This window comes from Bacillus carboniphilus (genome assembly GCF_039522365.1).
GTDB lineage: Bacteria > Bacillota > Bacilli > Bacillales > JC228 > Bacillus_BF > Bacillus_BF carboniphilus.
Genome location: NZ_BAAADJ010000022.1, coordinates 1 through 14,783 on the forward strand (window position 1 = coordinate 1; position 14,783 = coordinate 14,783).

Genomic DNA, 14,783 nt, shown 5'->3' on the forward strand with positions numbered 1-14,783 from the left:
GAAATGTACCCGGAGTACTATAAAGGGGTACATGGGAAAGAGTACAAGTTATCGGACATCCACTAGACAAAAAAGGACCGGGCGGTTTTTGCCCGGTTTTTCTTAGTTTTACATAAATGTATTTTTGTACAAAGCTAGCTAAACTTTGGTAAAATAGTAGGAAAAGTTTACAAATTGAGGGGATTTTATGAAGGTAGCGATTATTGGAGGAGGGGCCATAGGCCTATTATTTGCTTCCTACTTATCCAAAAAGCATGAAGTGACCATCTATACCCGGACAAAAGAACAGGCGAAAATGCTTCAAGAAAAAGGACTGTCACTTATCAACCAACAGGATGAAACTCAGATAATAAAGCTTTCATCTTTCCCCATGGATCAAATGAATCAGGTAGATTCCGATATAGTCATTGTGGCTGTAAAGCAATATCATCTAAATGATTTAATGGATCATTTAAAATCCATCCGTAACTCTTCTTTATTATTTTTGCAAAACGGTATGTCCCACTTATCTTATTTAGATACTCTTCCTGCAGAGTCGATTTTTGTAGGAGTTGTTGAACATGGTGCTCAGCGAATTGATCCAATAACAGTGAAACACACAGGTCTTGGAGTCACTCGATTCGGTCTTTGGAAAGGGGGACTATCCTTTGAAGAAGAAGAATTATCTGAAGAGGGCTTTCCATTTGTCTTACAAGCCAATCCTACCCTCATGTTAAAGGAAAAGTTGCTAGTGAATTGTGTCATTAATCCTTTAACCGCGTTGTTACAAGTTCCTAATGGACAACTAGTGGACAACCCATATTACTATCAATTGTTTCAAGTGGTATTTGAAGAAGGGGTTCATGCTCTACATATGTCATCAAAGGAACAACTTTTTAATAAGGTTGAACAAATTTGTAGAAAAACAGCACAAAACCATTCGTCGATGTTTAAAGATTTACAGGTTGGAAGAAAGACAGAAATTGAAGCCATTGTGGGGTCGGTACTAGAGGAAGCCAAAAAGAATAAAAGTAGAGTACCCACTTTGGAATTTCTTTACAACGCTATTAAAGGGAAGGAGGTATAATAGCAATGACTCAATTCATTGCCACTCTATTAGCCATATTTATAGTGATTCCATTTTTATCATATCTTTTAGTTTTTACCTCAGTTAAATTTATCTCTGGAAATCATAAAAGAGCAGTGAAATCTGCCATTGATTCCACCACGTTTTTTCTATTTGTATGTATTCAATTCATGATTGCGGAAATATGGGGTGGAGCGTTTATTTGGTTTTTCTATATCTTTATTTTAATTGTGGCTATACTCGCTTCTCTTTATCACTGGAGAAAGAAAGAGGAGATTCAGTATGGCCAGTTATTTAAAGGGGTTTGGCGTATCCATTTTTTTGTGTTTTTCGTCATGTACATTACATTCATGGTGTATGGAATGACTTCCAGTGTTATCGGCGCCATGTCTTGATTTCATTGAACAATACATGCCTCTTTTTGTGATAAGCAATTTTTTTTGATTTATGCATTTTCAGTGCTATACTCATTAAAGATGAAATTAGAACGAAAAGGAGCAAGTATTTATGCAGATCTTCCGACATAACGGAATCGCCGGAAATCAATTGGCTCAAGATTATATTAACAAAACAGATACCATTCTCTCTCTTTTTCCATATCAGTATGGTAGCCATGATATGTTCAAAAAAAGATGGGATTCCGTCATGAATCGCTCCTATCCTAGGCAAGAAGTTAGCGAAGCTATTCAATCATTTATGGAACCTTTCGGGTTAACCCCTGAAATTGAAAATTCCTTACATAAATTGAGAAACGCTGAATCCACAGTTATTATCGGTGGACAACAAGCTGGTTTTCTAAGCGGACCACTTTATACCATTCATAAAATTGTTGCGATTATCAAGCAGGCTGCATCTGCAGAAAAAGAATTGGGTAAGCCGGTTGTTCCTATCTTTTGGATAGCTGGAGAGGATCATGACTACGAAGAAGTAAACCACGTATTTATACGACAATCTAATAATTGGGATAAGAAGGTTTATCCAGAAAAAATACTTAAGAAGAAAATGGTCAGTGATATCACTTTCGATTCCGAGACTTGTAAAGCTTGGGTTACAGAAATCTTGAAACAACTAGGAGAATCACCATATACACGAGGATTGCAAACTGAACTAAATCGATGTATAGAGCAAACTACTACTATAACAGAGTTTTTCACCGCATTTATTCATACTTTATTCAAAGAATACGGTTTGCTTTTAATCGATGCCTGTCATCCTGTACTACGTAAGTTAGAAATGCCATTATTTCAAAAGTTAGTAGAGGAAGGTCACCATATTGCAACAGATATTAGAAAAGACCAAGCTGAAATAGAAGAGTTGGGATACACCACAACTTTAGATTTAGACCCGAACACCATTCACATGTTTGTTACGGTGAATGGTGAGCGAGAGTTATTGTTATTTGATCAAGAGCAAGGTAAATATTATACAAAGAACAGTAATTCCCAATGGACGAAAGAACAGTTAAATTCCCTTATTGAGGAATCGCCACATTATTTTAGTAATAATGTAGCAACTAGACCGATTTCTCAGGAATGCCTGTTTCCGACACTTGGGTTTATTGGTGGGCCAGGTGAAATTGCATACTGGGCTGAACTAAGAGCCGTCTTCAACCGATTTGATTTGGATATGGCTCCTGTAATCCCAAGGTTGCAAATTACCTACTTAGAAAAAGGTATTATGAAGAAATTAGAAAAATATCAGGTTAAATATGAAACCGTTATTCAATCTGGAATTGGGAATTACAAAAAAGAGTACTTAGAAACCTTTGCTCCTACACATATTTTTCAATCTGTTGAAAATACGGCAAAAGAAATTAGAAAACAGTATGATGGTTTACTACACGATATTCGTTCTTACGATAAGGGCTTACTCCCCATTATCCATAAAAATGAGAAGTTTGTGTTGGATCAACTTCACTTTTTAGAAGAACATGTTTGGGGACAACTAGAAAAGAAGAATCAGAAAGTCCTTCAAGATTTAGATGAAATTGAAGCAGCTCTTCGCCCATTCAATGGTCTTCAAGAAAGAGTTTGGAATGTTTGCTATTTTATCAATCAATATGACTTTGATTGGTTCAAACAAATGATGTCACTTGAATTAGAATCAGGTGGGAACCATTATATAGTCAGTTTTTAGATTAAATAGAACCCGACATGTTTGTCGGGTTTTTGTATGGACTTTCATATTTCAGCGGAAGACGACAATTTACTTTGTCGTCTTTTTGTATGTTTGCTGATATAAAGCGAAGAGTGGTGAAAAATAGAGAACGGTTTTTAGAGGGATTATACATATGTAATCGAATAGTAAAAAAAAACAGGTGGTGGAAAGTGGGGGATTGTGGTACATTAAGGTTAGAAAGTGGGGGTAGCGGGTATGTTCATGGGGGAATTCCAACATAACATTGATCAAAAAGGAAGAATTATCGTTCCGGCTCGTTTCCGTGAGGACCTGGGCGAAGCCTTTGTGTTGACTAGAGGACTAGATCAATGTTTATTTGGTTATCCGTATGAAGAGTGGAAAACGATGGAGGAAAAAATGAAAGGACTCCCGTTGACTAAGAAAGATGCCCGTGCGTTTACACGTTTTTTCTTTTCTGGAGCCTCAGAGTGTGAAATCGATAAACAAGGTAGAATCAATATTCCTCAGAACCTTTTGCAGTATGCCCGTCTTGAAAAAGAGTGTGTCGTTGTCGGCGTTTCAAGTCGTATTGAGATTTGGAGTAAACCTGTTTGGGAAGAATATTTTGCAGCATCTGAAGATTCTTTCTCTGAAATTGCAGAGAATATGATTGATTTTGATATTTAAACCCACACTAAATATAAGTTTGTCATCAAGAATAGAAGGTGAATACATGTTTTCTCACAAAACAGTGCTACTACAAGAAGCAATAGATGGACTCAATATAAAAGAAAATGGAATATATGTGGACTGCACATTGGGCGGTGCAGGTCATTCAGAGGAAATTGCCAAGCGTTTATCTAGTGAAGGAAGGCTAGTAGCGTTTGACCAAGACCAAATGGCTTTAGATTTCGCAAAGGAAAAACTATCCCCATACAAAGATCGAGTTTTATTTGTTCAGAATAATTTTCGCTACATAAAGCAGGAATTAGCCGCTTTGGGAATAAGCCAGGTTGATGGTGTTTTATATGACTTGGGTGTTTCTTCTCCTCAATTAGATACGCCAGAGAGAGGGTTCAGTTACCAGCATAATGCGCCTTTGGATATGAGGATGGACCAAAGGCAAGAGCTATCTGCTTACACAGTTGTGAACGAATGGCCTATCGAAGATTTAATTCGAATATTTTTCCGTTACGGTGAAGAGAAATTTTCTAAATCGATTGCCAGAAGAATTATTGAAGCAAGAGAGAAGGGGCCAATTGAGACAACTGACGATTTAGTCGACTTAATAAAGGCTGGTATTCCAGCACCGGCTAGAAGAAAAGGTGGACATCCTGCTAAGCGGGTATTTCAAGCCATCCGAATTGCCGTAAATGAAGAATTAGATGCTTTTGAAGATTCACTAGAGGCAGCCATTGAACTGCTTAATCCAAAGGGACGAATTAGTGTTATAACATTCCATTCCTTAGAAGATCGGATATGTAAACGAATTTTTAAAGAATATAGTGAAGGACAAGAGATTCCAAAAGGGGTTCCAATCCTACCAGATGAAGAACCCAGTACGTTACGTCTTGTAAATCGGAAGCCAATTGTAGCTTCAGAGGAAGAACTTGAAGAAAACAACCGTGCCAGGTCTGCAAAATTACGAATTGCTGAAAAGAAATCATAACGACTAGGAGGGCCAATATGAGTAACTTAGCACATAAATTACAGCAACAGCCACAAAGACAAGTTCAAAAACAACCCGTTCCACAACCGAAAAAGATTCGTTTTAGTCAGCTAACACCAGGTGAGAAGTTTCTAGGCTTACTCTTTGCTTTGTTTATCACAGTTTTGTGTGTCAATATGGTTTCTAACTTTGCTACAACCTATCAGGTAAATAAAGAAATTCAGCAGCTTGAAACAGAAATCGCACAGCAAGAGCGGAAAAATCAGGATTTTGAGAATCAGGTAAGTGAACTTAGCCGCTATGAGCGAATTATGGCAAAAGCCAAAGAATTAGGATTAAAGCTTGATGAAAACAATGTGAAGGTTGTGGAGGAACAGTAAAATGGGACGTAAACAACCTTTTATGACAGCTGGAGCGGTTCTTCTCTTTTTTGGGTTTGGACTGCTCTTTTTGCTTTTAATTGGACGATTTGTGTTTATTCAATCGGTCGGTGAGGTACAAGGTAAGTCACTTGCTGAAGAGGCAGTTCAAAGGTATACGAAAAATACTTCATTAGATTCGGCTAGAGGAAATATTTTGGATCGAAATGGTAATGTGATTGCGGAAAATACATCGAGTTTTAAGTTGATCGCGGTTATTTCTGAAAAAGCTTCAGAATATGTGGAAGATAAGGAAATGACAGCAAGAAAGCTTTCGGAATTTATCCCTATGACTGAACAGGAAATTCTGGCTCGATTAAATCCTGAAAGAGAAAATACATGGCAAGTGGAGTTTGGTACTGCCGGTTCAGCCATTTCGTTTAGTGAGAAAGAAGAAATTGATGCATTGGAGTTGCCTGGGATTGATTTAATCCGAGAACAACAACGATTCTATCCAAATGGTGTTTTTGCCTCTCATTTAGTGGGCTATTCTCAATTAACCCAGCTTGATGATGGTACCTATCAATCTCAAGGTCAGTTGGGTATTGAAAAAAGTTATGAGGAGTATCTACAAGGAGAAGATGGAACTCTAACATATGAAAGTGATATTTGGGGTATTCTCTTGCCTGAAGGTAATGAAGAAATGATTCCCCCAAAACACGGTAGTGATGTGTATTTAACATTAGATAAAAAGATTCAAACTTTCCTAGAAGATGCTATGTCTACTGTTCAGGAAGAGTATAATCCTAAACAAATGATCGCGATTGTGGCGGATCCGGATACAGGTGCTATTTTGGCTATGTCTCAACGTCCTACATTCCATCCACAAACAAGAGAAGGAATTAACCAAACTTGGCATAATTTTGCGATCGAGTCAGCTTTCGAACCAGGTTCAACAATGAAGGTGTTTACATTAGCTGCTGCGATTGAGGAAGGTGCCTTTCATCCGAACGATAAGTTCCAATCAGGGTCCCTCCAGATTGGTCCTGACCGAATCAATGACCATAACTGGGGGAAGGGTTGGGGAGAAATTACCTTTCTTGAAGGAGTCCAACGTTCATCTAACGTTGCTTTCGGAATATTAGCGAGAGATTATTTAGGCTACGAATCTTTTAGAAAATACTTAGATGAGTTTGGATTTGGTAAACCGACCGGAATTGGACTTCCTGGAGAAACCACGGGGAAAATTCTATATAACTATGAAGTTGAAAAAATAACAACTGCATTTGGACAAGGCACAACATTAACGCCTATCCAACAGATTCAAGCTGCAACAGCTATTGCAAATGAAGGGAAAATGATGAAACCTTATGTTGTAGACAGAATCGTTGATGGGAATACAGGGGAAATCGTTGAGGAAACGGAACCTACAGTTGTAGGTGAACCGATTTCAAGTAAGACAGCCAAAGAAGTTTTAGACATTTTAGAAACGGTTGTTACAGCTGAAGAAGGAACTGGGAACCGATATAAGTTAGAGGGATACAGTGTTGCTGGTAAAACAGGAACAGCACAAATACCGGACCCAGGAAATGGATACTTAAAAGGCTATGATGATTTTGTTTATTCATTTTTGGGTATGGCCCCTAAAGATGATCCTAAACTGATTGTATATGTAGCGATCCAACAGCCTGAACTAGACGAAGAAATCTACGAAAGTGGAGCAGTACCGGTATCCATGATATTCAACCCTGTCATGAAAAATAGCTTACAATACTTGAATATCAAACCTAATAACTTACCAAAACCCAAAGCTGTGACCGTTCCTAACCTTGAAGGAGAAAACAGCGAAAATGCTAAGAATAAGCTTATAGATTTAGGGATTGATGTAATCAGTGTAGGTACAGGAACAAAAGTGGTCCAGCAGGTGCCAATAGCTGGTACTAAGCTACTTCCTGGTGAAAAAGTGATTCTAAAGTTAGATGGAGACACTACGGTTCCTGATATGACAAGCTGGTCCTTACAGGATGTCATGAAGTTTATTAAGGTAAGTGGGATCCAGTTAAATTCAGCTGGTAGTGGATATGTAATTAGACAAAGTATTGCTCCAGGCTCTACTCTAAGTGATAGTGATATTTTAGTTGTAGAATTAGAGCCGCCGGCTGTAACATTTGAAAAAAAGAATGCACCAGTTGAAGAGGATGAATCTGAAATTTTAGATGAAGAAGAATCCGAAGAAACACTGGAGGCTGTGGCCGGAACTTAACTTGATCAAGCACCCCCTTACAGTGTAATTGCTGTGAGGGTTTTTTTTATGTCAGTTACAGTTCTACTTCTCCCGTGTACAAGCATATATTGGAACGAGCCTAAATTTGAGGAGGTTCTAATAAGTTGAAACGAGTATCTCAAGTAACTGTACGCAAACGTCTAACCATCGCACTGTTAGCCGGGCTCTGTATCTTTTTTATTATTGATCTGAGGTTAGGATACGTTCAATTTGTCTTAGGGGATATGTTGACAGGAAAAGCGAAGGACTCTTGGAGCAGGAACGTTCCCTTTGAGCCAGAAAGAGGAGATATAGTTGACCGAAATGGTGTTCCACTAGCCACGAACAAGAGTGCGCCAACGGTTTATGTCATCCCAAGGCAGATAGAAAATCCAAGTGAAACAGCTGAAAAGCTTGCCTCGGTATTGGACATGTCTGTAGAAAAAGCCTATAAATTTGTAACCGCCGATGAATCGATTCAATGGATCAATCCAGAAGGTAGAAAGATATCCGATGATAAGGCTAACCAAATTAAAGAATTGGATCTCAAAGGAGTTTATATTGGTAAAGATTCCATTAGACATTATCCAAACGGGAGTTTTCTGTCCCATGTACTAGGGTTTGCAGGGATTGATAATCAAGGATTAATGGGACTCGAGTTATTTTATGATGAAGAGTTAAGTGGTGATAGGGGAGCAGTCCAACTCTATTTATCTGCGAAGGGGAAGAAAATGCAAGGACTAGCAGATGATTTCAAACCACCTGTTGATGGGCTTGATTTAAAATTAACGATAGACTCAAGAGTTCAAACAATTATTGAAAGAGAATTAGATCTTGCTGAAGCAAAATACAATCCGGATGGGATTATCGCCATTGCTATGAATCCGAATAATGGTGAAATTTTAGCCATGTCATCTAGACCAACATTTGACCCTGCTAATTTCCAGGCTGTTCCTCAAGAAATATTCAACCGGAACCTACCCATATGGAGTACATATGAACCTGGGTCTACATTTAAAATCATCACACTAGCCGCTGCTTTAGAAGAAAAGAAAGTAGATTTAGAGAGTGATCATTTTCATGATCACGGGGAGGTAGAGGTAGCTGGGTCCACCCTACACTGCTGGAAAAGAGGGGGGCATGGAAGCCAGTCATTCTTAGAAGTTGTCCAAAACTCCTGTAACCCTGGGTTTGTTGAACTTGGGATGAGACTGGGAGAAGATACATTGTTCCAATATATTAAGGATTTTGGATTCGGCACAAAAACAGGAATTGACCTACAAGGAGAAGGATCTGGAATTATGTTCCGAAAAGAACAAATTGGACCAGTTGAATTAGCAACGACTGCCTTTGGTCAAGGGGTAGCAGTGACACCAATTCAACAGGTAGCGGCGGTATCGGCTGCTGTTAATGGTGGTATTCTATACACCCCTTATGTGGCAAAAGAATTTATAGATCCTGAAACTGGAGAGGTGGTTAGCCGTAACTCACCAGAGGCAAAGAGAAGAGTTATTTCAGAAGAAACATCAAAACAAATTCGATATGCACTAGAAAGTGTCGTCGCCCAAGGAACTGGGAAGAACGCCTTCGTTGAGGGATACCGTGTTGGTGGAAAAACAGGTACAGCCCAAAAGGCACAGAATGGTCGATATTTGGAAAATAACTACATCGTATCCTTTATGGGATTTGCCCCAGCGGATGATCCACAAATTGTGGTGTATGTAGCTGTAGATAATCCAAAGGGCACTGTAGCATTTGGGGGTACTGTTGCAGCTCCTATTGTCGGCAATATTATGAGAGACTCTCTTCCTTTACTTGGAGTTGAACCTAGAAAAGACCAAATTGAGAAAGAGACGACCTGGTTAGACACTCCTTTAGTAGAAGTTCCAGACCTAGTTGGTTTGTCAAAGAAAGAACTGATTCAGGCTCCATATACACTTAATTTAGAATCAAGTGGTGAAGGTGATATTGTCGTTGAACAAGCACCTAGAGCGGGACTGAAAGTAAAAGAAGGATCAACCATACGAATCTATTTTTCAAATCCTTAAAGTTAAGGGCGGGATTGCTTTAGGCATATCCGCCCTTTTTTACAAGGAAACCCTAGTTTTTTTTGAAACAAATAGCGTAAACGTACTGTTTCATGTAAAATGAATATGACTTTTTAGCATATAGAATAGTTCAGTAAAAAAACACAGACAGAATGACTTCGACATCAAGTAAAGTGAGGGAACTAAATGAAATTAAATCAACTAATCGAACACTTACATATTCCGATGCAGCCAACATATTCAGATATAGACATAACTTCAATTGAACAAAACCATCAAATGGTAAAAGAGGGAAGTCTTTTTATTTGTATAAAAGGACAACGCTTTGATGGACATGATGTGGCAGAAGAGGTAGTGGAAAGGGGAGCTAGGGCTCTCGTGGCAGAAAAGCCATTAGATGTTTCTGTACCCGTTATTGTTGTAAAGGATACTAGGAGGGCAATGGCTGTTTTAGGTGATGCTTTTTACGAACAACCAACTAAAAAGGTACAAGTGATCGGAATCACCGGTACGAATGGAAAAACCTCCACTAGTCACTTCGTGGAAGCTATAATGCGACATTGTGGGAAACAAACTGGTTTAATTGGAACGATGTACCGAAAAGTTGGAGATACGGTACTGCCGACTAAAAACACAACGCCAGATAGTTTGTCACTACAACAGACTTTTCACGAAATGAAAGAAAATCATATTGATGTTTGTGCTATGGAGGTATCTTCTCATGCATTAAAAGAAGGAAGAGTGTATGGGGTTGATTTTGATGTAGCTGTTTTCACAAATTTAACTCAAGATCATCTAGATTATCATGGAACAATGGAAGAATATCGCTTTACGAAAGGGCTTTTGTTTGCTCAACTTGGAAATACGTATGACTCTCATCGTCCTAAGTATGCACTTTTTAATCAAGATGAATCAGCAACAGACTATTTAAAGACCATGACAGCTGCTTTTATCTATACATATGGAATTGACCAAAACGCTGACTTTATGGCTAGAGATATAGAAACAAATTCAGATGGCACACATTTTCTGTTTGTAACACCTTTCGGCGAAAGAAAGGTCCATATTCCATTAGTCGGAAAGTTTTCTGTTTACAATGTTCTCGCTGCAGCAGCAAGCTGTCTGTTGAGTGGGGCAGAATTTGAGAAAGTATGTGATGCGGTCGCGAAACTTGAAGGTGTTCCAGGCCGATTTGAATTAGTAAAAGGAACACAAAACTTCTCTATAATCGTTGACTATGCTCATACACCGGATAGTCTAGAAAATGTATTGGAAACTGTCCAACAGTTTAAACAAGGGAAAGTATGGGTAATCGTAGGTTGTGGTGGAGATAGAGACAAGACGAAACGCCCAATTATGGCTAAAATTGCTTGTGATAAAAGTGACCAAGCTATATTTACATCAGATAACCCAAGAAGTGAGGACCCATTTGCTATTCTTAGCGACATGGAAGCGGGTGTAGAAGGATACTCAAACTACCAAGTAATAGAAGACCGCGCAAAAGCTATTACTCATGCCATTGAACAGGCTAAAGAGAACGATGTCGTTTTAATTGCTGGTAAAGGGCATGAAACGTACCAAATTGTAGGCGAAACCGTTCACGATTTCGATGACCGCATCGTTGCAATTCAAGCAGTGGAAAGTGTAATAAAAAAGAAGCTAAATGAGTGATATGATAATTATGAAGAAAGACCTGTTTTTATTTAAAAAAAGACTGAATATGTTTTTAAAAACATATGAATATCCTGAGTGTTTACACCTATATATCAATAAAGGAGGGGATTGTTCATGTTAGAGGAAGTTATTATTTTTACGATTATTATGTCGTTTATGATTACAGTTTTACTGTCCCCTCTGTTCATCCCATTTTTAAGAAGATTAAAATTTGGTCAAAGTATAAGAGAAGAAGGTCCTAAGTCTCATCAGAAGAAATCAGGAACACCCACAATGGGTGGAATTATCATTCTTATTTCCATTATCATCTCTACACTGGTCATGACAGGTAAATTTAGTAACATAACCTTTGTTACGTTCTTGTTATTACTTGTAACAGTAGGGTTTGGGTTACTTGGATTTTTAGATGACTTTATCAAAGTTGTATTAAAAAGAAATTTAGGACTTACCTCTAAACAAAAATTACTAGGTCAAGTGATTATTTCAGTCATCGTATTTTTCGTAATGCGAGAAAATGGAATTTCTACTGAGGTTAGTATTCCATTTACTGATATCGATTTTGAATTAGGTTGGTTCTATGCTCTGTTTCTTGTTTTTTGGTTAGTCGGATTCTCTAATGCTGTTAATTTAACAGATGGATTAGATGGATTGGTTTCCGGAACAGCTGCCATTGCATTTGGAGCTTTTGCAGTGCTTGCTTGGAATCAATCACAAATGGAAGTAGCTGTCTTTTCAGTGGCAGTCGTTGGTGCGGTTCTAGGTTTTCTTGTCTTTAATGCTCACCCAGCGAAAGTGTTTATGGGTGATACGGGTTCATTGGCTCTTGGAGGAGCGATTGCCATTATTTCGATCCTTACCAAGCTAGAACTCTTGCTACTTTTAATTGGTGGAGTATTTGTTATGGAAACACTCTCCGTCATATTACAAGTAGCGTCCTTTAAAACAACAGGTAAAAGGATATTTAAAATGAGTCCATTACACCATCATTATGAAGAGCTTGGATGGTCTGAATGGAGAGTTGTTGTGACATTTTGGACCGTTGGGTTGTTATGTGCTGCCCTAGGTGTCTATATTGAGGTGTGGTTAACTTGATAAATATTGATACGTATCGCCACAAGAAAGTGCTTGTCTTAGGTTTAGCTAAAAGCGGTGTTAGCGCCGCTTCTTTACTACATAAACTGGGAGCTTTTGTGGTTGTAAACGATATGAAACCCTTACATGAAAACCCAGAGGCACAAGGGTTATTAGAGGAAGGGATTACGGTTATTTGTGGACATCATCCCATTGAACTCTTGGATGAGGGCTTTCAATTTATCGTGAAAAATCCAGGGATTCCATATGAAAATCCTTTAATTCAAGGTGCAATAAAACGGGGGATCACAGTTTTAACGGAAGTAGAGCTCGCCTATCAAATTTCAGAAGCTCCCTTAATTGCCATTACGGGAACCAACGGTAAAACAACGACAACTACTCTGATTTACGAAATGTTAAAAGAAGATCAGAAGCTGCCATTAATAGCAGGAAATATTGGAACTGTAGCATCAGAGGTTGCGCAAGAGGCAACAAATGACCATACCATTGTTATCGAGCTTTCTTCCTTTCAGCTCATGGGTACGGAAAAATTTAGACCGCGCATTGCGGTTTTATTGAATTTGTATGAGGCTCATTTGGACTACCATCATACGGTAGATGCCTATTGGGAAGCGAAGGCAAAGATAACGGCTAACCAAACGGAAGATGATTGGTTTATTTATAATGCCGATCAAGCGAATTGCCTGAAAGTAGCTCAAGAAACAAATGCGAGGACGTTTCCTTTTTCAACGCGAACAAAGCTTGAATCAGGTGCATATATCGAAAATGATTGGATCTATTTCAAAGATGAAGCCATTATTAAAATAGAGGAAGTCGTATATCAAACCTTTGAGAACGTCTTAGCTGCTGTAAGTGCGGCCAAACTTCATGGGGTAAGTAATACGGCTATTAAGAATGTACTTTCTAGTTTCTATGGTGTTAAACACCGTCTACAATTTGTAAAAGAGCTCAATGGACGCATGTTTTATAATGATTCAAAGGCAACGAATATCGTTGCTACACAAAAAGCACTAGAATCCTTCCAGCAGCCAGTAGTTTTACTCGCTGGTGGATTAGACCGAGGAAATCATTTTTATGATTTAATTCCTAACCTAGAGTATGTGAAGACGATTGTTACATTTGGAGAAACTGCCCCTAAAATGGAAGAAATGGCTAAACAAGCAGGAATAGAAAACATCCATCGTGTCGATAATGTGGAGAAGGCCGTGCCTAAGGCTTATGAGTTATCAGCTGAAGGGGACGTGATCTTACTTTCTCCAGCATGTGCAAGTTGGGATCAATATAAAACTTTTGAGGTGCGTGGAGACATTTTTATAGACGCTGTGCATAAGCTTAAGTAAGGGCTTGTCCCAATATATTAGCGTCTGTTGAGGTGTTCGCATTGCCAACGTTGAAAAAATCCACACCAGATCTATTGTTAATCATTGTTACTTTATCATTACTTGCAGTCGGCTTAATTATGGTTTATAGTGCGAGTGCTGTTTGGGCGGAGTATAAGTTCAATGATTCGTTCTTTTTTGCGAAAAGACAACTATTATTTGCTGGTGTTGGAATTATCGCTATGTTCTTTATTATGAATGTGGATTATTGGACATGGAGATCGTGGTCAAAAATCCTACTCATCATTTGCTTTGTCCTGTTACTTGCTGTTTTAATTCCTGGAATAGGAATGGTAAGAAATGGTTCGCGAAGCTGGATAGGAGTTGGGGCTTTCTCTATTCAACCATCTGAATTTATGAAGCTCGCCATGATTGCATTTCTTGCGAAGTTTTTAACAGAAAGACAACGGTATATAACTACGTTTAAGCAAGGGCTTGTACCCTCGTTGGGACTAGTTTTTATAGCGTTTGCTCTCATTATGCTTCAACCGGATTTGGGTACTGGGACTGTGATGGTTGGAACATGCGTAGTCATGATTTTTATCGCAGGTGCGAGAATAAGTCATTTTGTAGGGCTTGGTCTAATAGGACTCGCAGGCTTTGTTGTTTTAATAGCATCTGCCCCCTATCGAATAAAAAGGATTACAAGCTTTCTAGACCCCTGGTCAGATCCATTGGGGAGTGGATTCCAAATCATCCAATCTCTCTATGCTATAGGACCAGGAGGACTATTCGGCCTTGGACTTGGACAAAGTAGACAAAAGTTTTTCTATTTACCTGAACCGCAGACAGATTTTATTTTTGCTATTATTTCAGAAGAGCTTGGGTTTATAGGTGGATCTTTTGTCATCCTCTTATTTGCATTATTACTTTGGAGAGGAATCCGAATAGCTTTGGGGGCTCCCGATTTGTATGGTAGCTTTCTAGCAGTCGGAATTATCGCAATGATCGCCATCCAAGTAATGATTAACATCGGTGTGGTAACAGGGATGATGCCAGTAACCGGGATCACATTGCCATTTTTGAGTTATGGCGGATCTTCGCTAACATTGATGTTAATGGCTGTAGGTGTCCTTTTAAATGTAAGTAGGTATTCTAGATACTAGCCATACCGT

General features: G+C 38.7%; 12 protein-coding genes. All 12 read left to right on the forward strand.

Annotation, left to right across the window (positions count from 1 at the left end):
• The first annotated feature begins 187 nt into the window (after window positions 1-187).
• The gene (locus tag ABDZ91_RS11265) at window positions 188-1,066 is read left to right on the forward strand and encodes a 2-dehydropantoate 2-reductase (protein ID WP_343799031.1); all 879 of its coding nucleotides are present in this window, start codon (window positions 188-190) and stop codon (window positions 1,064-1,066) included.
• 5 nt (window positions 1,067-1,071) lie between these two features.
• On the forward strand, window positions 1,072-1,461 hold the full coding sequence (locus ABDZ91_RS11270) for a DUF3397 domain-containing protein (protein ID WP_343799033.1): 390 nt from the start codon (window positions 1,072-1,074) through the stop codon (window positions 1,459-1,461).
• A gap of 112 nt (window positions 1,462-1,573) precedes the next feature.
• The gene (bshC, locus tag ABDZ91_RS11275; RefSeq protein WP_343799035.1) at window positions 1,574-3,202 is read left to right on the forward strand and encodes a bacillithiol biosynthesis cysteine-adding enzyme BshC; all 1,629 of its coding nucleotides are present in this window, start codon (window positions 1,574-1,576) and stop codon (window positions 3,200-3,202) included.
• Between the two features lie 237 nt (window positions 3,203-3,439).
• The gene (gene mraZ / locus ABDZ91_RS11280) at window positions 3,440-3,871 is read left to right on the forward strand and encodes a division/cell wall cluster transcriptional repressor MraZ (protein ID WP_343799037.1); all 432 of its coding nucleotides are present in this window, start codon (window positions 3,440-3,442) and stop codon (window positions 3,869-3,871) included.
• Between the two features lie 46 nt (window positions 3,872-3,917).
• A complete protein-coding gene (gene rsmH, locus ABDZ91_RS11285) occupies window positions 3,918-4,853 on the forward strand; it encodes a 16S rRNA (cytosine(1402)-N(4))-methyltransferase RsmH (protein ID WP_343799038.1) in 936 nt (311 codons plus the stop codon).
• A gap of 17 nt (window positions 4,854-4,870) precedes the next feature.
• The gene (ftsL, locus tag ABDZ91_RS11290) at window positions 4,871-5,233 is read left to right on the forward strand and encodes a cell division protein FtsL (RefSeq protein ID WP_343799039.1); all 363 of its coding nucleotides are present in this window, start codon (window positions 4,871-4,873) and stop codon (window positions 5,231-5,233) included.
• Between the two features lies 1 nt (window position 5,234).
• On the forward strand, window positions 5,235-7,475 hold the full coding sequence (locus ABDZ91_RS11295; protein WP_343799042.1) for a penicillin-binding protein: 2,241 nt from the start codon (window positions 5,235-5,237) through the stop codon (window positions 7,473-7,475).
• Between the two features lie 125 nt (window positions 7,476-7,600).
• A complete protein-coding gene (locus ABDZ91_RS11300) occupies window positions 7,601-9,523 on the forward strand; it encodes a stage V sporulation protein D (protein ID WP_343799044.1) in 1,923 nt (640 codons plus the stop codon).
• Window positions 9,524-9,709: 186 nt separating this feature from the next.
• Window positions 9,710-11,194 (forward strand): UDP-N-acetylmuramoyl-L-alanyl-D-glutamate--2,6-diaminopimelate ligase, encoded by a 1,485-nt coding sequence (locus tag ABDZ91_RS11305; RefSeq protein ID WP_343799046.1) that lies wholly within the window; start codon window positions 9,710-9,712, stop codon window positions 11,192-11,194.
• A gap of 117 nt (window positions 11,195-11,311) precedes the next feature.
• Window positions 11,312-12,289: a phospho-N-acetylmuramoyl-pentapeptide-transferase gene (gene mraY, locus ABDZ91_RS11310; RefSeq protein WP_343799048.1), complete on the forward strand. Its 978-nt coding sequence runs from the start codon at window positions 11,312-11,314 to the stop codon at window positions 12,287-12,289.
• Window positions 12,286-13,629, forward strand: coding sequence for a UDP-N-acetylmuramoyl-L-alanine--D-glutamate ligase (gene murD, locus ABDZ91_RS11315; RefSeq protein ID WP_343799050.1), 1,344 nt, complete (start codon window positions 12,286-12,288; stop codon window positions 13,627-13,629). Before mraY ends, murD begins: the two co-directional genes overlap by 4 nt.
• A 41-nt stretch (window positions 13,630-13,670) precedes the next feature.
• The gene (gene spoVE, locus ABDZ91_RS11320; RefSeq protein WP_343799052.1) at window positions 13,671-14,774 is read left to right on the forward strand and encodes a stage V sporulation protein E; all 1,104 of its coding nucleotides are present in this window, start codon (window positions 13,671-13,673) and stop codon (window positions 14,772-14,774) included.
• Window positions 14,775-14,783: the final 9 nt, after the last annotated feature.